The 18,477-nt window shown below is 56.8% G+C and carries 18 protein-coding genes and 1 pseudogene; 14 read left to right on the top strand and 5 right to left on the bottom strand.

Going from position 1 to position 18,477, the window contains the following annotated elements; genetic code table 11:
• Positions 1 to 136 precede the first annotated feature (136 nt).
• A complete protein-coding gene (locus IQ273_RS16910; RefSeq protein WP_194024339.1) occupies positions 137 to 349 on the bottom strand; it encodes a hypothetical protein in 213 nt (70 codons plus the stop codon).
• A gap of 155 nt (positions 350 to 504) precedes the next feature.
• On the opposite strand from IQ273_RS16910, the pseudogene IQ273_RS16905 reads away from it, so the two are divergent.
• The 7 genes and pseudogenes from IQ273_RS16905 to IQ273_RS16880 all read left to right on the top strand — a co-directional run bounded on the left by IQ273_RS16905 (position 505) and on the right by IQ273_RS16880 (position 6,978).
• A pseudogene (locus IQ273_RS16905) lies at positions 505 to 2,825 on the top strand (NACHT domain-containing protein).
• 76 nt (positions 2,826 to 2,901) lie between these two features.
• On the top strand, positions 2,902 to 3,129 hold the full coding sequence (locus tag IQ273_RS16900) for a hypothetical protein (protein ID WP_194024338.1): 228 nt from the start codon (positions 2,902 to 2,904) through the stop codon (positions 3,127 to 3,129).
• Entirely contained in the window at positions 3,116 to 3,247 is a 132-nt protein-coding gene (locus tag IQ273_RS34440) for a hypothetical protein (protein ID WP_255534549.1), read from the top strand. The genes IQ273_RS16900 and IQ273_RS34440 overlap by 14 nt, the downstream gene beginning before the upstream one ends.
• A 141-nt stretch (positions 3,248 to 3,388) precedes the next feature.
• A complete protein-coding gene (gene psbQ, locus IQ273_RS16895) occupies positions 3,389 to 3,832 on the top strand; it encodes a photosystem II protein PsbQ (RefSeq protein ID WP_228053236.1) in 444 nt (147 codons plus the stop codon).
• Between the two features lie 133 nt (positions 3,833 to 3,965).
• Entirely contained in the window at positions 3,966 to 5,075 is a 1,110-nt protein-coding gene (locus IQ273_RS16890; protein ID WP_194024337.1) for an FAD-binding oxidoreductase, read from the top strand.
• Positions 5,076 to 5,143: 68 nt separating this feature from the next.
• Complete coding sequence (locus tag IQ273_RS16885; protein WP_194024336.1) at positions 5,144 to 6,514, top strand: FAD-binding oxidoreductase; 1,371 nt, start codon at positions 5,144 to 5,146, stop codon at positions 6,512 to 6,514.
• An 8-nt stretch (positions 6,515 to 6,522) separates the two neighbouring features.
• On the top strand, positions 6,523 to 6,978 hold the full coding sequence (locus tag IQ273_RS16880; protein ID WP_313898156.1) for a hypothetical protein: 456 nt from the start codon (positions 6,523 to 6,525) through the stop codon (positions 6,976 to 6,978).
• On the opposite strand, the gene IQ273_RS16875 is transcribed toward IQ273_RS16880, so the two are convergent.
• From IQ273_RS16875 to menA, 3 genes are all read right to left on the bottom strand, one after another.
• The gene (locus IQ273_RS16875; protein ID WP_194024335.1) at positions 6,962 to 8,377 is read right to left on the bottom strand and encodes an AMP-binding protein; all 1,416 of its coding nucleotides are present in this window, start codon (positions 8,375 to 8,377) and stop codon (positions 6,962 to 6,964) included. The two genes, IQ273_RS16880 and IQ273_RS16875, sit on opposite strands and share 17 nt — an antisense overlap.
• The gene (locus IQ273_RS16870; protein WP_194024334.1) at positions 8,362 to 9,360 is read right to left on the bottom strand and encodes an o-succinylbenzoate synthase; all 999 of its coding nucleotides are present in this window, start codon (positions 9,358 to 9,360) and stop codon (positions 8,362 to 8,364) included. Before IQ273_RS16870 ends, IQ273_RS16875 begins: the two co-directional genes overlap by 16 nt.
• A gap of 70 nt (positions 9,361 to 9,430) precedes the next feature.
• Entirely contained in the window at positions 9,431 to 10,345 is a 915-nt protein-coding gene (gene menA, locus IQ273_RS16865; protein ID WP_194024333.1) for a 2-carboxy-1,4-naphthoquinone phytyltransferase, read from the bottom strand.
• 225 nt (positions 10,346 to 10,570) lie between these two features.
• Here menA and IQ273_RS16860 point away from each other — a divergent pair, with 225 nt between their 5' ends.
• Entirely contained in the window at positions 10,571 to 10,948 is a 378-nt protein-coding gene (locus tag IQ273_RS16860; protein ID WP_194024332.1) for a single-stranded DNA-binding protein, read from the top strand.
• A 219-nt stretch (positions 10,949 to 11,167) separates the two neighbouring features.
• Here the strand turns inward: IQ273_RS16860 and IQ273_RS16855 are convergent, their stop codons facing one another.
• Positions 11,168 to 11,536, bottom strand: a complete 369-nt coding sequence (locus IQ273_RS16855) for a DUF1823 family protein (protein WP_194024331.1) — start codon at positions 11,534 to 11,536, stop codon at positions 11,168 to 11,170.
• A gap of 268 nt (positions 11,537 to 11,804) precedes the next feature.
• Here IQ273_RS16855 and IQ273_RS16850 point away from each other — a divergent pair, with 268 nt between their 5' ends.
• The 6 genes from IQ273_RS16850 (at position 11,805) to pdeM (ending at position 18,452) form a co-directional block, all read left to right on the top strand.
• The gene (locus IQ273_RS16850) at positions 11,805 to 12,038 is read left to right on the top strand and encodes a hypothetical protein (RefSeq protein ID WP_194024330.1); all 234 of its coding nucleotides are present in this window, start codon (positions 11,805 to 11,807) and stop codon (positions 12,036 to 12,038) included.
• 79 nt (positions 12,039 to 12,117) lie between these two features.
• Positions 12,118 to 13,011, top strand: coding sequence for an alpha/beta fold hydrolase (locus tag IQ273_RS16845; protein ID WP_194024329.1), 894 nt, complete (start codon positions 12,118 to 12,120; stop codon positions 13,009 to 13,011).
• 306 nt (positions 13,012 to 13,317) lie between these two features.
• Positions 13,318 to 14,373: a class 1 fructose-bisphosphatase gene (gene fbp, locus IQ273_RS16840; protein WP_194024328.1), complete on the top strand. Its 1,056-nt coding sequence runs from the start codon at positions 13,318 to 13,320 to the stop codon at positions 14,371 to 14,373.
• Between the two features lie 293 nt (positions 14,374 to 14,666).
• Entirely contained in the window at positions 14,667 to 16,205 is a 1,539-nt protein-coding gene (zwf, locus tag IQ273_RS16835; RefSeq protein ID WP_194024327.1) for a glucose-6-phosphate dehydrogenase, read from the top strand.
• A gap of 64 nt (positions 16,206 to 16,269) precedes the next feature.
• Positions 16,270 to 17,595: a glucose-6-phosphate dehydrogenase assembly protein OpcA gene (gene opcA, locus IQ273_RS16830; protein ID WP_397198018.1), complete on the top strand. Its 1,326-nt coding sequence runs from the start codon at positions 16,270 to 16,272 to the stop codon at positions 17,593 to 17,595.
• A 185-nt stretch (positions 17,596 to 17,780) separates the two neighbouring features.
• Positions 17,781 to 18,452 carry a ligase-associated DNA damage response endonuclease PdeM gene (gene pdeM / locus IQ273_RS16825; protein WP_194024325.1) on the top strand — a complete coding sequence of 224 codons (672 nt, stop codon included), beginning with the start codon at positions 17,781 to 17,783 and terminating at the stop codon, positions 18,450 to 18,452.
• Positions 18,453 to 18,477: the final 25 nt, after the last annotated feature.

The following is an 18,477-nucleotide window of genomic DNA, read 5'->3' as shown; positions in this document are numbered from 1 at the left end:
GGGGTAGATGGGTGAGGGGTAGATGGGTGAATGGGTGGATGGGTGGATGTAGCGTGGGTCAGCGTCGTAGCCCCGGTCTTTTCCTCTAACCGACATCCAGACCCGCGACCCTGGGAAGCATGTGGATAGGCGGAGTTTAATCATGGGGTTTGTTGGTACTGAGTAGGCCGAGGAGGGTGGTGGTGCTGGTAGTCCAGAGGGCGATCGCGCTATTGAGCACCCGAGTTTGAGCTTCGGTGAGGGTGGGCTGGCTGGCTAGGTGCAGTGCCGCGCCGCCAGAGCCGAGGGTGAGCGATAGAACAGTGGCGAAAATCAGGTTGAAGGTGGGCGGGGTTTTGGTTTGTTTCATGGTGAACTCTGTTGTTTATTGGATGAGTCCATCATCGTCGGGATGTTGCGAAAGTTCAGTCCCTACAAGGGTTTCGGGCGGTATGACTTGGGTGTGAGTTGAGGATGAGTTGCGTTACCCTTGGGTAAAACCGTGGTCAAGCGAGATAAAACGGCATGGCAGGGCGATCGCTCACCGCAACCCCAGAGGGCATTCAGCAGATCAACCGGGCGCTGACTGGACGGGGCTGGAGCCGAGAGGACTTGGCGAAGGATTGCGACTGTAGCCGTCAGCCCGCCGTCAAGTTTTGCGCTGGCCAAGCCGTTAGCAACAAGTTATTTGTCAGCTTCTGCAAAGCTTTAGGCTTAGATTGGGAAGACGTCGCTGGGCAAAAACTTGTCCCTGTGCCCGCCGAAACCCTAGAACCCGAAACAGATATTGATGCTTTGGTGCAGACCGTTCGCGCCCAGGTATATGACGACATACAAGCCCGCTGCGGCACCATGCGCGTGCTCGATATGGAGCAGCCTATTGGCCTGGGCGACATCTATACCAGCGTTAACATTCTCGAAAAGCTCTCTGGGCGGCGACGGCTGGGTCTAGATGAACTGCTGCAAGACTGCGACCCTGAAAACTTTGACCGCTTTTTGCTCGGTCAAGTCCGCCATAAACGAGTACCAGGGCTAGAAGCGGTAGAGCGTCATAACCAACTAATGATTTTGGGCAAGCCAGGGGCGGGCAAAACTACCTTTATGAAACGGCTGGCCATTCTCTGCAACCAGGGCGAATTTCAGCCCCAACGGGTGCCCGTGTTTGTGACGCTGAAGGACTACGCCGAGGCACCGGGTGAACCAACGCTGCAAACTTACATTCAGCGCCAGTGGAAGGCCTGTGGTGTGGAATTGGCGGATGCACTATCGATGGTATTGGGCAATGGCAAAGCTTTGGTGTTGCTGGATGGCCTGGATGAGGTCTACGAGACCGACCACGACCGGGTGCTGCAAGACATCAAACTCTTTATCCACCAGTTTAGAACCTGCCAATGCGTGATCACCTGTCGCATTGCTGCACGAGAATATACCTTTGAGCAATTTACCGAGGTGGAGGTGGCCGACTTTGACTCAGAGCAAATTGCCGAGTTTGCTACCAAATGGTTTGCGGCCAAAAACGACCCCAACAAGGCGAAAATCTTCATTCAGCGGCTAAACGAAAATCAACCCATTCAGGAATTAGCGACCAATCCGCTGCTGCTGACGCTGCTGTGCCTGGTGTTTGGCGAAGCGGCGGACTTCCCCGCCAACCGAGCCGAACTGTATAAAGAAGGGCTGGATGTACTGCTGAAAAAGTGGGACGGTAAGCGCAATATCGAGCGCGACCAGGTTTACAAAAAACTGTCGCTGAAGCGCAAAGAAGATCTACTCAGCCAGCTTGCTTTTGAAACCTTTGAGCAGGGCAGTTATTTCTTTAAGCAATCGGTGGTAGAACACAAAATTATCGAATATATTCGCAATCTGCCTGGTGCCAGCGATAATGACGAGGCGCTGCAATGCGATGGCGAGGCTGTGTTGAACGCGATCGAGGCCCAGCACGGTTTGTTAGTAGAGCGAGCTAAAAATATCTACTCATTTTCGCACCTCACGTTTCAAGAGTACTTTGCGGCTCGGCATCTGGTTAGCCCTATGGCGGGCTTAGAGCTGGCGTTGCAAAACCTGACTACCCACATTACCGAAAAACGTTACCGCGAAGTTGTCTTGCTAACGGCAGGCATGCTGCCTGAGGCCGATAGTCTCCTGCTGCTTATGAAGCAGCACATTGGCCAGTTCATGTTTGATGAACCTGCCAATGAACCGAAATTACAACTGGTTTTGGAATGGGTGCAGCAAAAATCAACTTCGGCGAATGAATTCCACAAAAATTCTGTAATTCGAACCTTCTACTATGCTCTCGCTAGCAGTCTCGCAAGAGGTACTGATTTTACTTCTTATGACAGTCAATTCTCATTAAGCATTGACGTTGGGGTTCTAGATCTAACCAGTGTTCACGTTCAAGACCTCAATACAGACCTTGCTTTGGCCACTGCTCTCGCTGTTGCCCTTCTTGGTGCTTTACCTCTCGGACTTAATCCTGATTTCAGCTTTGTTATGGAAACAAGCCCCCCTGAACTGAAACGCAAGATTCAGTGTTTGAAGGCTGAATTGCCCAGCCTTAATAATCCTTGTGTTTTTGAGGATTGGTGGGTGACAAAAAGCCAACCCTGGACTGAAAAACTGCGGGCAGTAATAGTAGAGCACCGTAATATCGGCCATGATTGGAAATTTTCTAAGGAACAAAAAAAAAGTTGCAAAAGTACTACGAGGCCAACAAGCTCTTGGTCGATTGCCTCAACAGCGATTTCTATGTCACCAAGGCCACACGACAATACATCGAAGACACCCTGCTACTGCCCCTCAGCGAAATCGAAAAATACCCAGTCCCCGATGCCATAGCAAATTTATAGCGGCAAAGACCTCGGAGTTTTTTACAAAACTCCGAGGTCTGGCAGCCTCCCATCCAACCCAACTGGAGATTACGCAATGACTACTCTGCTAGATCAAGCCTTTCAAGCCGCGCAAAAGCTGTCCAGCAACCTGCAAGACGAACTCGCTCAACAGTTGCTAGATGACATCCAAAACGAACTGCGCTGGCAAGAAACCCTGTCAGCCTCAGACGTAGATTCAGACATTCTCACCAGCATGGCTTTAGCGGCCCTGGCTGAAGACAACGCTGGCGAAACCGAAAACAAGGGCTTTGGCGAAGACTAATGAAATCGTAGGCATTGGCTGGCGAGCCTTGGGCGTTATGCAGGCAAAAGAAGACAAAATTGTCTGGTTTTGGATCGGCTCCCACGCCGAGTACGACAATCTGCTCAAGAAAAAATAAGCATTACTGGCCAGTCGGCGAGTGATGGATAAAGGGCTGGGGGGATTTCAGCGACCCGCGTTACGGTATCTTGGCGCTTCACGCGACCCCATGGCGGCGTAAAATACAGACGACTGATGTAGAGAGTGCGAAAGGTTAACTATGGGACGCTTTAGACCTGTTTTGGGAATTTTGCTGGCGATCGTGGCGACCTGCTTGATAGCCTGCGGTGGCCCGGCGACCAAAATACCCACCACCTACACCCCAGAAATTTTGCAGCAGGTAGAGCTGTACACCCCCGGCGTAGCCACTCTGCGCGATCGCTTCCCCGAGCTAGAGGGCTACATTCAAGACCAAGACTGGAGGAACGTGCAGAGCTTCATCCACGGCCCCATGGGTGAACTAAGGACGAGGGTAAATCGGTTAGCCGCTACTCTGCTGACCAAAGATCAGCCCCAGGCCGAGTCGCTAGCCAAAGAGCTGTACGGTCACCTGGAGCGGCTAGATGAGGCGGCTGTCAATGGGCAGCAGGTCGTGGCGGGGCAAGAGTACCGCAATGCCTTGGATGACTTCGACGCCTTCTTGAACCTGGTGCCGGCGGTTTAATTAAACGGTCTTAGCCGGTCCTACCGTAGGCTGTTTCCGGATCGGCGTGACGCACCCAATATCTGATTCGTAGGATTAGAGGCGTGATCGCAACTGCGTAACGCCTTCTACTGTCTTTGCTCCACAACCACCCTTGAAACAAATCACTATCATTGGCTGCGGCGTGGTGGGGGCTGCGATCGCCTACGAACTCAGCCTCTGCCCAGGGGTTCAGGTCACCGTTCTCGATCGGGCGGCTCCGGGCCAGGGCTCAACTGCTGCGGCCCTAGGGGTGGCGATGGCAGTGATTAGCCACAAGGTGAAGGGCCGCAACTGGCGACTGCGCGAGCAGAGCCTGCACCGCTACCCAACCCTGATTGCAGAGCTAGAATCCCTGACGGGGCAAACGATTCAGCGCAATACCCAGGGCATTCTCAGCCTGTGCTTTGACACTGAGGAACTGCCCCGGTGGCGATCGCTTCAGCAGATCCGCCAAGGCCAGGGATACCCGCTAGAGCTGTTGGAACCGGAGCAGGTGCGCGATCGCTGCCCCCACCTCAGCACCGACGGGGTCGCTGCCGGTATTTTCTCTTCCCAAGATTTTCAGGTTAACCCCACGGGGCTGACCCAGGCGCTAGTGGCCGGAGCCGCAGCAAACGGCGTTGAGTTCCACTTCGACCAGCCCGTAGTGGGGTTCGAGAAAGAGGAACCAGCAGGGGAAGACGCATTCTGCACCGCTGTTCACACGGCTAGTCAAACCATTGCCGCCGATGCGATCGTGCTTTCAACCGGCTTGGGCACCCTGCCGCTGACCCAAACCCTCGATCGGCCCACCGCTGTTGGCCCCGTGCTGGGTCAGGCGCTGCGACTGCATTTAGACACACCGCTCGGGCAACCCGACTTTCAACCCGTGGTCAATGGCCACGACATTCACCTGGTGCCCCTGGGTGGCGGCGACTACTGGGTGGGGGCAACGGTCGAGTTTCCGCCCGAAACCACCCTGGACATGGCGCTGGCGATGCAGCCCGAGGCCGAGCGGTTGGAGGAAGTACTGGCGGGGGCGATTGCCTACTGTCCCTCCCTGGCCGCAGGTACGGTAACCGAGCGCTGGTCTGGCCTGCGTCCTCGCCCCCAGGGTCAGGCCGCCCCGATGATTCAGCCCCTGGCAGGGTACAACAACATTTGGCTAGCCACCGGTCACTACCGCAACGGGGTTTTGCTGGCCCCGGCGACGGCGCTGGCGGTGCGAGATCGGTTGTTGTAGCGCAAACCTCAGCGATCGCCAGGCGAGCGTTCTACACTAGCAGGGTAATCTCCCCATCCCTCCTGCGTATGACTCTGGCCCCTTCTACCACCAACTGGGATGCCTTAGCCCAAGCTTTTGGAACCATAGAAACCATCCGCGACCCCAACCAGCGCGAAAAACTCTCGAAAGACTACTACTACTTCAGCCCCATCCTGCAAGAACAGCTGGGTAATCTGGTCGCCGATTTGGTTGTGCGCCCCACTAGCGAAGAGGAGGTGCTGGCGGTGGCTAAGGTGTGCGTGGAGGCCCGCGTGCCCGTCACCGTGCGGGGGGCAGGCACCGGCAACTACGGCCAGTGCATTCCTTTAGAAGGCGGCGTGGTGCTGGATCTCAGCAAGATGAACGCGGTGAAGCGAGTCGAGCCGGGGGTGGCCTGGGTGGAGCCGGGGGCCAAGCTCGCTGCCATTGATAAGGTGACGCGGGAAAGCGGCTGGGAGCTGCGCATGTACCCCTCCACCTATCGCACTGCCACGATTGGCGGGTTCATTGGCGGCGGCAGCGGCGGCATTGGCTCGATTACCTACGGGCAGCTGCGCGATCGCGGCAACCTCAACGCCGTGCGCGTCGTCACCTTTGAAGACAATCCTCGGGTGATCGAGCTGCGGGGCGACGAGGTGCACAAGGTCAACCACGCCTATGGCACCAATGGCATTATCACCGAGCTAGAAATTCCCCTTGGCCCCGCCTATCCCTGGGCAGAGGTGATTGTGACCTTCGACGACTTTATGACCGCCGCCCACTTTGGCCAGGCCCTGGGCGATGCCGATGGGTTGATCAAAAAGTTAATCAGCATTCACGCCTGGCCCATCCCCAGCTATTTTGCCTCCCTCCAGCCCTATCTTCCCGAGGGCAAAGCGGCGGCATTGCTGATGGTAGCCCAGCCTTCCCTAGAATTATTTGCGGCGCTAGTGAAAGAATTTGGCGGCACGGTCACCTACAACAAGTCGGCCCAGGAGGCTAGCAAAGGTGCACCGTTAGCCGAGTTCACCTGGAACCACACCACCCTCCACGCCCGCAGCGTGGATCCGTCGCTCACCTACCTACAAACCCTATTTCCCTACGACCCTAAGCTAGAGCGGGTGCAGCACTTCTACGAACACTTTGGCGACGAGGTGATTATGCACCTGGAATACCTGCGCATGGGCGGCAACACAATTCCAGCAGCGCTACAAGTTGTGCGCTACTCAACCCCTGAGCGGCTGGCCGAGATTATTCACTACCACGAAGCCAACGGCGCGCTAATTGCCAACCCCCACACCTACCTGCTCGAAGACGGCGGCATGAAAACCGTGGACGCGGTGCAGGTAGCCTTCAAAGCTGAGGTAGACCCCCACGGGCTGCTCAACCCCGGCAAAATGCGCGGCTGGCTAGAGCGCATGGAAGCCTTATCGGAATAGAGAGTATTGTGGCGATCGAACGTCCGTTTACCGATGAAGACCGAATTGAGTCGCTGAAGGCAGCAGTTCTGGCGGGGACTGCCGCTGGGATGGTGGCGGCTGGGCTGCTTTTGGCCCATCGAGTGCCGTCTCTGGGCTGGGGAGCGGCGATCGCATCGATCGCATCAGGCCTCAGCGGCAGCACGTTCTGGGTCAGCGCCGCGATCGCGGGCCTCTCCGGCGGGCTGTTTGGCATTACCTACCGCTACGCCGTGCGCCAGGACGAGAATTCTCAGCTCAAAACGGGGGTGGTGCTGGCCTTTAGCCTAGTGCGGGGGCTGGCTCTGGTGAATGTAGCGGCGGCAGTCAGCCTGCGGGGCTGGCCCTTTGCAGTAGCGATCGCCGAAAGCCTGCTAATTTTCGCTGCCGCCGCCGCTGTTCTAGAGGTGGCCCAGCAGCAGGGCTGGGTCAAGGCCGTGAAGTAAGGGTAGCAGCCCCATTCCAGCCTAGAATCTGCTGGGCCAGAGCGAAGGCCTGGGGGCGGCTCAGTTTGCCCTGGAGCGTTCTGGGAAGAGCGCTGACGAGAATCCACTGCTTGGGGCGTTTGTAGGTCGCGACCAGCGGACTCAGCAACCCTGGCACGTCTTGCAGTCGCGCTGGGGACACCATTACCACCAGGGCGCAAAGCTGCTGACCCCAGCGATCGCACGGCAGCCCCACCACGCAAACATCCCCCACTCCATCAATGTTCAGCAGCGCCGCCTCAACGTCTTCAGGAAACACATTCTCGCCCCCCGTGATGATCTTGGTGCTGCTGCGCCCGACGATATGCAGATAGCCCCCGTCATCGAGATAGCCAATGTCGTCAGTAGCGAATAGCCCCGTAGGGTGGGCACTGCCCACCACAATCTCTCTGCTGCTGCCCAAATACCCCTGGGCTAGAGAACTGGCCCAAATCACCACCTGCCCCGGCTGCCCCGGCGGTTGAGGCTGTCCCTGGTCGCTAAGAATTGTGATGCTGGCGTGGGGCAACGGTCTGCCGCTGCTGCGGTGCCCCGCGAGAAAGTCTTCTGGCAGCAGGGTGGCAACCTGGGCAGCAGTTTCGGTCATGCCGTAGGTGAGGGCAACCGGGATTTGGGCCGCCTGGGCCTGGTCGAGCAGCGATCGCCCTGCCGGAGCACCCCCCAGCAGCACCGCCCGAAAACTCTGTAACCAGGGGATATTGCCCTCTAAGGCCAGCAAATCCTGAAGCTGCGTGGGCACCAGCGAAAGAAAGCCACCGGAAGGCAATGCCAAGCGTTCCCCAACCTTGAGAGTGCTATAGGGCTGTAGCGCCAGACATCCCCCCGACGCCAACACCCGCAGCACCTGCATTAACCCGCTGACGTGAAACAGCGGTAGCACACAGTAGGCATGAACGGTCTCGACCCCAAAGTGGGCGCAAAAGCCTTCCACCGAGGTCATCAATGTCTCCCAGGTGTGTACCGCAAACTTAATCTGCCCCGATGATCCACCCGTGGGAATCAGAATTTGCCCCGGCTCGCCGCCCAAAACATGGCAGGGATAGGTCTCCAGCCCTGGTGCGAGCGGCACATCCCAGTCGAGATTCACCATATCCGTGACCTGCTGCCGCTCCTGCCGACCCCAGCGAGGATTCGCCAAAACGACGATGCAATCTGTAGCCCAGGCAGCAAGGCAGGTAGCCAAGAATTGCAGCTGGTCATTTTCAGCAATTAAAACGCTAGCCCCAGAACAGGACGCTCGATAGGCTGCAAAAACGGGCGTCAGGTGTTCTAGCCGTTGCCAAAAGTCCTCGCTGCTGGGGCCGATCAGCCAGTCATCGCCCCGGCGATCGCGCAGCACATCCCTCAAAGTTGGTCCCATAGCTCAGCGGGGGTGAAGGTATCCCAGTCATCAACGAAGTAGCCCTGGGTACCAAAGCCCAGCGCTGGAGCTGGTGCAGAGGAACAGTGCGAGGCTACGGCTAGAGCCGCCTGTCGCCCCACTACGGTTTCAAACGCAGAGGAGAAGACTAGCTGGGGACAATGGGTATGGCAGAACGCTTGCAGCCGCTGGGGTGACCCCGCGATCGCAGGCTTAACCACAAACACCCCCCGCCAGCCCTCGGCCCAGCAGGCCTCTAGCTGAGCTAAAGTCGCGACCGATTCATCTAGGGCGATCGCGGTTCGATAGCGCCTTCCCAAGGCTTTCATCGCCTCTATTTGGTCAGGCGGCAGCGGCTGCTCCAGGTGTTCGATCGCAGCGCTTTGAGGAGTTGCGTTGATGCGATCGCAGGCCGCTAGCCACTGTTCTGCCTGATCAATACTCAAGCCGCCATTGGCGTCCAGACGTAGGCGAATATTTGAAGGCAGGGTTTCAACCAACTGCTTTAGCCAGCGGATTTCACCACCGATTGGATGCACCCCTATCTTCCATTTCAGGGTGCGGTGCCCCTGGGCTAAACGTTGGGAGGCCAGATCTAACGCCGTTTCGCCAGCGGGTAGGAGGCCGCAGAGGTCGCCGTTAGCAAAGCTATCCGCAGGAATCGCGAGTTCCTGTTCAACAGAGCACCCCTCCTCAGCCAGTTCTGCCAGAGCGCACCCCAGCCCAAACTGAGTCGCAGACAACCGATCGGGTATAGTCTCAGCCCGCCACTCGCCGCCCTGGGCATTACAGAATGTCAGTGCATCCTCCAGCGTCTCACTGCCAAACCAAGGAATAGGGGCAATCTCGCCGTAGCCCACTCGGCCCGAGTTGTCGCGCAGCCGCACCAGCAACCCCTCCCGCCAAGTCCATAGACCGTGAGCGGTGTGCAAGGGCGTCACAAACCGCCGCTGGTAAGGCCGAACCGCTAACTCAATCCCCATTACCCTGCGTTAGACAACGCTCCAACAATCGCAAATCCAAAATTCTGCACCAGCCACCCCAAGACAGGCATCAAACGCCCAGCCGAGTACTCAGCCAAAAGCCTAGCGACAGCAGCACGCCGCTCCAAAAATGAAAGCCAATGGCAAAAAACTTGGCGTTGAAGACCCTCGCGGGCTGATCGTGGAAGCGGGTGACATGGCGGCTCAGCCGCCAGGCCGAGGGCAGGCTCAAAAAGACCAGCGCTGACCAGGCGGGGAACAGCCCCAGGGTGAGGCAACCAGCTGCGATCGCAAACACCACCCCACAGGTCCAGGGAATCAGCGCTGCCCCCCGTTTTGTGCCCAAGCGCACGATGGGCGATCGCTTGCCCGCCGCCAGATCATCCTCCACCTGGTGAAAGTGGGAGCAAAACAGCACCAGCGTGGTGGTCAGCCCTACGATTACCCCCGCCAGCTGGCTCGCCCACGACCAACTCTGGGTTTGACTGTAGTAGGCTGCTCCCATAGCCAGAGGCCCAAAGCTAAAAAAGCACAGCACTTCCCCCAACCCCTGATAGCCCAGGCGAAAGGGCGGCCCCTGGTACATATAGCCCAGACCGCAGCAGAGCAAAATTAGCACCAGCACGGTGGGGTCTTGCTGAATTAGGGCGATCGCCAAAATACCCGCAATCCCTAAACCCAAACAGAGGTTAGCCAGGGTAAACACCAGCCGTCGATTGCGAGTTAAATTGACGACCGAATGCGCTTTATTGACATCAATACCGGTCTCTGAGTCAAACACATCATTACTGAGGTTTTCCCAGGCTAAAATAAGCACCGCTGCCAGCACAAATAGCGCAAAAATACCGCTGTTAAATTGGCTGGTCTCAGCGTAGGCGATCGCGCTACCCACCACCATAGGCATAATGGCAACGCTATACATAGGTGGCTTTATAGCTGCCAGCCAGAGCTTAGGGGCAGCGGGATCTACCGATTGAGTGGTCATGGCACTGCAATTACTCCAGGCTTAGCATATCGCTTAGCCGGACGATGATTGCGACCAATTTCTAAGTTCAAACCTGACTACACCGCGATAAATACGTAGATGTAAGTCTAAAAAGTTACGTGATTTTCCATAGCGAATCATTAACAAAGCTTGTGCATATTAAAGCCACAGACATCTGCCTCGCTGAGTAGGGTCTGGTGCATCTACCCTAAGGAGACTCTCGCTATGTCCAGCCGCGGCTTGAATCTGTGTACCCTGTCCGGCAACGTTGCCGCCGACCCCGAAGTTCGCAATATTGAGCGCAAGACCGGAGGCAACACCCAGGTCGCCGAACTGACCATCTACGTCGATCGCATTCCTAGTCGTAAAGACAACGACAGCTTTACCGTCACCATCAGCGTGTGGGAAGGCTCCCCCGCCTGGCGCAAGCTCAGCCACGTCAAGAAAGGCTCGCTAATTATTGCCAGCGGTGCGATCGATGCCTCCCCCTACATCAGCAAGGCTGACTCTCAGGCGCGGGCCGGGCTACAGCTCAAAGCTACCGATATTTTTCTAGACACGTCGCCTAAGGTGGAGGAACCTAAGGTAGCGCAAGAGTTCTAGCGATTTAAACTATTCTGCTGAGTCTCGGCAAAGGGTTGCCACCCTCTTCACAGGCCACCCGCTGTCGAAGACAGCAGCAGATCCAGTATCCACGGAGAGAGCGCCGTGGGTTGAGAGCGAGGATGCGGAGAACCCGCATCCTTTTCTAATTCTTTTTTCTAATTCTTCAACGACCCAGGGCTGAACCACCGAAGGTTGAGCAGAGCCATCGCCACATTCCTACAGGGAAAAGCCCTCAGTGGGCTGTCGCTTGCGGTAGCTCAGTAGCCAGTTCACCATCGTAGCCCGCCGCGTCAGCCGAGGAATCAGCTGATCTACGGTGTAACCCTTGAATCCCAATTCTTCCTTCAAGAGCTGCTTGTCCGCTGGCGGAATCGAACGGGTAAGCTGCACCGTGGCCGGGCGGCTTTCAATAAAGTTGGGTGGCTCAGGGTACTTTTCGGCCCAGGCTGACTCTACCACCGAGGTATCCCACCCGGCTGGGGTTTCGCGATAGCCCAGGCCTTGCCACACCAGTCGATTTACGGTGTCGTCGCCTAGCTCATCGTTGAGAATGGCCCAAAGAGTGTCGTCGGTTAATGAGTGCATGGAGAGTTATCCACCTGGCGATCTGTCACTGGGTTGAGCTAATCCACGCCCATTTTAGAGTTTGGCTGAGCAATTGTGAATGCCTTTCTGAGCCTGGAATGCCTGGGAGATTGCGATCGCCAGCGCCCATTATCCATTCCTATATTCGCGCATCCACTTCACTCTCCCGTCACACTGTGGCCGCAAAACACACCTAATCTTTAGAAACTGTGAGGAGTGGCAACTACATTTTTATCGATGGTCATGCTGTCAGCCTGGAGAATTTATTATGCGACGCCCTCACCGCCATAATCACTTGCTCGGCATCACCTTTAACTTAATCAAGTACTTCTTGCTGGGGCTGGCGGGCTGCACGATCGCCTACATTGTTGCCCTGGTCGTGGACCTGCCCCTGGTAGCTAGTGCGATCGCGTTTTTGCTCGAACAGGTTTTGGTGCGATCGCTGGTGCTGCTGGGCTGCCTGTGGGCGATCGCGGTCATCAACGAATCTGCTCGCTCTTAGCTGGCGCTGGCTGAAACTTCCCCTTTTCGTTAGGGTTAAGGAGTGTAAAGTAAGCCTGAGTTTTCTGAGGGGCAACGCTGTGTCTACCGTTCTCGCCATCCCCACCGTCAAAACCTGGCAGTGGCAGGGGTTATCCATCCGTTACCAGCAGATTGGCACTACGGGTACTCCGGTGCTGTGCATTCACGGCTTTGGGGCCTCTAGCGATCACTGGCGCAAAAATCTGCCGGTCTATGGCGAGCAGTATCAGGCCTATGCGATCGATCTGCTGGGTTTTGGCCTCTCCGACAAACCCGCTCCCAATCAGCCTCTCCCCTACACCTTCGAAACCTGGGGCCAGCAAATTCTTGACTTTTGCCGCGAGGTGATTGGTCAGCCCGCCTACCTGGTGGCCAACTCCATCGGCTGCATCGTCGCCCTGCAGGCTGCCGTAGACGGGGCTGCATGGGTCAAGGGTATCGTCATGCTCAACTGCTCCATTCGGCTGCTGCATGAACGTCGTCGCAGCGAAATTCCCTGGCACCAGCGCCTCAGCACCCCGATTGTGCAAAATCTGCTGGGCTATGCTCCGGTGGGGCGCTTTTTCTTCTCCCGAATTGCCCAGCGCAAGGTAATTCGCAATCTGCTGGGCCAGGCCTACCGCCGCCCCGAGGCAATCACCGACGAGCTAGTCGAAGCCATTCTCACCCCCGCGCTCACCACCGGGGCAGCCGACGTATTTCTGGCCTTTGTGCGCTACTCCCAGGGGCCGCTGCCCGAAGATTTGCTGCCCCAAATTCAGTGCCCGGTGTGGATTATCTGGGGCCAAGACGACCCTTGGGAACCGGTCGCCCTGGGCCGCACCCTGGCTGATTTTCCTGCCGTGAGGGCGATGGAAGAACTGGCTGGCATCGGTCACTGCCCCCAGGATGAAGCCCCCGAACTGGTCAATCCGCTAGTGCTAGGGTGGTTGGGTGAGGCGGAAGCTGCTTGAAGCCAGAGGTGCGCGTCTGCGATCGCATCCCAAAGCAGGGCTACGGCTATGGCCAGCCTGCTCAGACTTACAGCCATTGCGATCGCCCCTAGGATCAGGCTGAGCCTTCCCTCAACCCCTCGCTTCAGCCTGCTATCAGCTCTCTCAGCGGCCCCTCATTTCTAAAGTGTCTCTAAAGGTTGCCAGCAAACCCAGTTAGCCTTCTTACCATAAAGACAGATTACAAAAGCAACCTACACAAGTAACCCTAAGAACTGTCGCCCTCTCTAGCCGCCGCTACCCTGCCCCTAATAAAGGACCCCTACGATGGCCGACTACCAACCCGCCGATTCTGGCTTTGCCCTCGATCGCGACTGCAAAACCCTTTCCCGCCATGTCCTCGAACAGCTGCACAGCTTTGGCCCCGAGGCCCAAGACCTCAGTGCCCTGATGAACCGCATTGCTCTAGCCGGCAAGCTAATCGCCCGCCACCTCAGTCGTGCCGGGCTAATGGAATCGGCCCTGGGCTTTACCGGTGAAACCAACGTTCAGGGCGAAGCCGTCAAAAAAATGGACATCTATGCCAACGACGTTTTCATTTCCGTCTTCAAGCAGAGCGGTCTAGTGTGTCGCTTGGCCTCTGAGGAGATGGATAAACCCTACTACATTCCTGAAAACTGCCCGATTGGGCGCTACACTCTGCTTTACGATCCCATCGACGGCTCTTCCAACGTCGATATTAACCTCAACGTGGGTTCTATCTTCTCCATTCGGCGGCAGCAGGGCGACGACCTCGACCATACCGGAGCTGACCTACTGCAGGACGGCCATCAGCAGCTAGCGGCAGGCTACATTCTCTATGGTCCCAGCACGGTGCTGGTGTACTCCATTGGCCGCGGCGTTCACGCCTTTGTACTCGACCCCAGCCTGGGCGAGTTTATTCTGGCCACCGAAGACATCCGGGTGCCCTCCCACGGCCCGACCTACAGCGTCAACGAAGGCAATTTCTGGCAGTGGGAAGACTCTATTCGCGACTTTACTCGCTACGTCCATCGCCACGACGGCTACTCGGCCCGCTATACCGGGGCGCTGGTGGCCGACTTTCACCGCATCTTGACCCAGGGCGGCGTGTTCCTCTACCCCGGTACGACTAAAAAGCCTGAGGGCAAGCTACGGCTGCTATACGAAACGGCACCTCTAGCTTTTTTAATTGAGCAGGCGGGCGGACGGGCCAGCACTGGACACGAAGATATCATGAGTGTAATGCCGGGCGAGATTCACCAGCGCACCCCCTTTGTGGTGGGCAGCACCGACGATGTTGCTCTGGTAGAGTCGTTCATTCAAGACCACAGCCGCCGCCAAAGCACGCTGCTAAGCACCTAGAACAATCGGCGCTCATCTGTTAAACCAGGCTTAAGCTTTCTGATCCAAGCTTGAAGCGTAGCCAGGTTTACCATTGACAGCCTAGCTGGTTACTTTCAATACGCTTTTTGTATTGGTTAGTTAAGACGGTCTGTAGTCTGACTAGATTTGTAAAATCTGCTGTCAATATAAATTGCGGTTTCTGCTACTTGTAAGTAGTCATGGCGCAGCTTAAAGTGCCCTAGCGGTGCGCCGCAATACAAGCTCAGCGTTTGGTTTTAACGCTTGCTCCCTGCTTTTTATCCCGCACGCTTATGGTGTCCTTGCTTGAAAATCCTCTGCGCGTCGGTCTTCAACAAGACCGTATACCTGAGCCGCAGATTCTAGTTATTTTTGGAGCCTCAGGCGACCTTACTCAGCGCAAAATTGTGCCCGCTATCTATCAGATGCGGCGCGAGCGGCGACTGCCCCCCGAGTTGACCATTGTAGGTGTGGCTCGGCGCGAGTGGAGCCACGACTTCTTTCGTGAGCACCTGCGCGAGGGGGTTGAAGAATTTGGCAATGGACTCGGCTTTGAGGCTATCTGGCAAGACTTTGCCCGCGGCCTGTTCTACTGCCCCGGCGACATTGATGACCCTGAATTTTACAAATCACTCAAGATCTTTTTGGCTGATCTCGATCAGCAGCGGGGCACCCAGGGCAATCGGGTCTTTTATCTCTCGGTCGCGCCGCGCTTTTTTGGTGAAGCCACTGAGCAGCTGGGCGCAGCGGGCATGCTCGAAGACCCTGACAAGCAGCGGTTGATTATTGAAAAACCCTTTGGCAAAGACCTCTCTTCGGCTAGGCGGCTTAACCGAATCGTGCAGAATGTGTGCGACGAGCGCCAAATCTACCGCATCGACCACTACCTGGGCAAAGAAACCGTTCAAAACCTGATGGTGTTTCGGTTCGCTAACGCCATTTTTGAACCCCTGTGGAACCGCCAGTTTGTCGACCACGTACAGATTACCGTGGCCGAAACCGTAGGTCTAGAGGGACGAGCGGGTTACTACGAAACCGCCGGAGCCCTGCGGGATATGGTGCAAAACCACATCATGCAGCTCTTTGCCCTGACCGCCATGGAGCCGCCCAACTCCCTCGATGCCGACAGCATTCGCAACGAAAAGACCAAGGTGCTTCAGGCCACTCATCTCAGCGAGATTGCCGAGGCCGATGGCTCTATCCCGGCTGCCGTGCGGGGTCAGTACTCGGCGGGGTGGATGAAGGGCGAGGCGGTACCAGGCTATCGCGCAGAAGATGGGGCTAGCCCCGAGTCAACCATGCAAACCTTTTGCGCCCTTAAGCTTGAGATCGATAACTGGCGTTGGAAAGGGGTGCCCTTCTACATGCGCACCGGCAAGCGCATGCCCAAGAAGGTCAGCGAGATCTCCATTCACTTCAAGGAAGTGCCCTTCCTGATGTTTCAGTCTGCGGCCCAGCAGGTAAACCGCAATGTGCTGGCCCTGCGGATTCAGCCCGACGAGGGGATCTCAATGCGGTTTGAGGTGAAGACGCCGGGTAACTCTCTGCGGACGCGATCGGTGGATATGGACTTTCGCTACGATGCTGCCTTTGGCCAGGCTAATACCGATGCCTACGCCCGCCTGATCGTTGACTGTATGCTGGCCGACCAAACCCTATTTACTCGCGGCGATGAGGTCGAAGCCTCCTGGCGGCTGCTCACCCCTCTACTCGAAGCCTGGGATGCCCCGGCGGATCCTAATGCTATTCCCATGTACGAAGCGGGTACCTGGGGGCCGGTTGAGGCCGAGTTTTTGTTGAATAAAGACGGGCGGCGCTGGCGACGGCTTTAGATCGCGATCGTCCCTAACCGAGCCTTATATCTCAAGTCTTAATCCCCTATTTCACCTCACCATGATTACTACGCCTATCGTTGCCCTACAAAAGCCCAAGGATATTTCCCTCGACGAGATTGAGTCAGAGCTGCACAGCATCTGGCGTCAGCAAGACTCGGGGGCGACAGCCCCTATGGCCACCCGTGCCACCACCTTCACCATGGTTATTTACGAGCCAGAAGAAGTGCAGCAGATTTTAGCGGCCCTGGGCTATTACACCGGCTTCATCGACAGCAACCATGGGGCTCAGACCCGCGAGGCCATTCGTCAGGCCCAAGTTGTCTACAACCTGCGCGTAACGGGTCGCGTAGACCCGCCTACCCTGGCGCGTCTACGCCAAGAATACGCTCAGCTCTCTGAAGAACAAAAGCTTTACCCCAACCTTGACCAGCGAGGGTTTAGCCTGAGCGAGTCTATTTCGGCTCATAACCCGTGCCGCATTATCAGCCTTTGCCCCACTTTTGGCGAAGACACCGGCGTGAAGGCCCAGGTTTCGGTGTACTGTCCAGTGCAGAAAAAGGGTTCGGGTAATCTGGTGTGCTGTGAGTACATTAATTTGCGCGGCACCAAGGCAGCCCTGGGGCGGGTCAGCGATCTGATTGCCTCGTTGACTCTGCCAGAGCTGCCCAAGTTTGTGTGGTGGAAGGCCACCCCCAGCCCCGAGCAGCTAATTTTCCAAAATTTGGCTAAGTCGAGCAACTGCATTATTGTTGACTCCAGCTACTTTAGCGATGCCGAGGCCGAGCTGCAAAAAATGCAGGATCTAATTGAGTCGGGCACCTATATTGCCGACCTCAACTGGCACCGCCTAGCCCCCTGGCAAGAGCTGACAGCCGCTGCCTTTGACCCCCCCGAGCGGCGCGAGTCGCTGATGGATGTAGACCGCATCAGCATTGACTACGAGCAGGGCAATGCGGCCCAGGCACTGCTGTATTTGGGCTGGTTTGCCAGCCGCCTGGCATGGGAACCCGTCGACTATGTAGAAGAAGGGGGTATTTATAACATTAAGAAAATCCACTTTAAGGGACCTAACGGCTTGGCCGTTGAAGCGGAGATCGCAGGTATTCCGGTAGCTGACTTGGGTGAGGTCGTGGGCGACCTCACCGGGCTACGGGTGCTCTCCACCGACAAGAACGCCAACTGCTGTACCATTCTCTGTTCTGAAACGACTGGGTGCATGCGCATGGAAGCCGGAGGCGGTGCTCAGTCCTGCCAGGTGGAGCAGGTCACGGCGCTATCTGACCAGAAGGCCGACTTTATGCTGGGGCAGCAGCTACAGCGCTGGGGCGAAGATATCCTCTACGAAGAAAGCCTGGCTATGGTGGCGAAGATTATGAACCTGCTCTAGGCAGCTGGGCTGGCTAAAGCCATCAAAAAAATCCTCCATTAGCGGAGGATTTTTTGATGGTGGCTGGAATCAAGGCGATCGCCCCATTTTAGCTATCACAAGGGTAAGACGCCGCTCTATTCTGCAGCGGCAGCGGCTCGCTAAATCCTTTACAGTGGCAAACAGTCCTCAGAGAAATGCTGTTGATGGTGCCTTCAACTACGGTCATAGAGACTCTCGCCGTTGGTTCAATTCAGCTGCAGTTACTGCCCGAGCGAGCGGTCTATATCGAAGCCCTTAGGGCGCTGCTGGTCTCAGACGTACACCTGGGTAAGGCGGAGACGTTTCAACACCATGGGCTGCCGGTACCGAGCCAGATTAACCAGGCCACGCTGCAGCGCTTGGAGGAGTTGTGTACTCGATACCAGCCCGAACATCTTTGGATCTTGGGCGATCTGTTTCATGGGCGCGACGGTATGACCGATGGGGTCATTGATGCCTGGCTGGGGTTTTTGCACCGTACCCAGGTGAGTGCCCACCTCATTCTCGGCAACCACGATCGCCGCCTGCACGATAACCTCAGCCAGCTCTCGGTGGAGTGCCTTGTTGACGCCGTAGATCTAGACGGTATTCTGCTCAGCCACGAGCCTGAGCTAGGGGAAGAACGCCTGAATATTTGCGGCCACATTCACCCCTGCTTGCGGCTAAAGATGGGCTGCGATCGCCTCCGTTTGCCCTGTTTTTACTGGCAGGCCCCGCATCGGCGGCTCACGCTGCCTGCGTTTGGCGAGTTCACCGGGGGGCATGAGATTGCCCTGGCGCGTGGAGAGGTGGCCTATGTTATCGCAGAGGGGGGCGTGGTGGGGTTTGGGCGGTAGGAGTGGATGAGCGGATGTGTGGATG

Source organism: Nodosilinea sp. LEGE 07298 (assembly GCF_015207265.1).
Classification (GTDB): Bacteria; Cyanobacteriota; Cyanobacteriia; order Phormidesmidales; family Phormidesmidaceae; genus Nodosilinea.
This window is presented reverse-complemented; position numbering and strand designations above follow the sequence as displayed.

Bases quoted from the DNA above. Each gene is read 5' to 3' on its own strand.
- IQ273_RS16910 (WP_194024339.1), bottom strand. From the start codon at position 349: ATGAAACAAACCAAAACCCCGCCCACCTTCAACCTGATTTTCGCCACT.
- IQ273_RS16900 (WP_194024338.1), top strand. From the start codon at position 2,902: ATGACTACTCTGCTAGATCAAGCCTTTCAAGCCGCGCAAAAGCTGTCC.
- psbQ (WP_228053236.1), top strand. From the start codon at position 3,389: ATGGGACGCTTTAGACCTGTTTTGGGAATTTTGCTGGCGATCGTGGCG.
- IQ273_RS16885 (WP_194024336.1), top strand. From the start codon at position 5,144: ATGACTCTGGCCCCTTCTACCACCAACTGGGATGCCTTAGCCCAAGCT.
- IQ273_RS16875 (WP_194024335.1), bottom strand. From the start codon at position 8,377: ATGGGACCAACTTTGAGGGATGTGCTGCGCGATCGCCGGGGCGATGAC.
- IQ273_RS16870 (WP_194024334.1), bottom strand. From the start codon at position 9,360: ATGGGGATTGAGTTAGCGGTTCGGCCTTACCAGCGGCGGTTTGTGACG.
- menA (WP_194024333.1), bottom strand. From the start codon at position 10,345: ATGACCACTCAATCGGTAGATCCCGCTGCCCCTAAGCTCTGGCTGGCA.
- IQ273_RS16860 (WP_194024332.1), top strand. From the start codon at position 10,571: ATGTCCAGCCGCGGCTTGAATCTGTGTACCCTGTCCGGCAACGTTGCC.
- IQ273_RS16855 (WP_194024331.1), bottom strand. From the start codon at position 11,536: ATGCACTCATTAACCGACGACACTCTTTGGGCCATTCTCAACGATGAG.
- IQ273_RS16850 (WP_194024330.1), top strand. From the start codon at position 11,805: ATGCGACGCCCTCACCGCCATAATCACTTGCTCGGCATCACCTTTAAC.
- fbp (WP_194024328.1), top strand. From the start codon at position 13,318: ATGGCCGACTACCAACCCGCCGATTCTGGCTTTGCCCTCGATCGCGAC.
- zwf (WP_194024327.1), top strand. From the start codon at position 14,667: ATGGTGTCCTTGCTTGAAAATCCTCTGCGCGTCGGTCTTCAACAAGAC.
- pdeM (WP_194024325.1), top strand. From the start codon at position 17,781: ATGGTGCCTTCAACTACGGTCATAGAGACTCTCGCCGTTGGTTCAATT.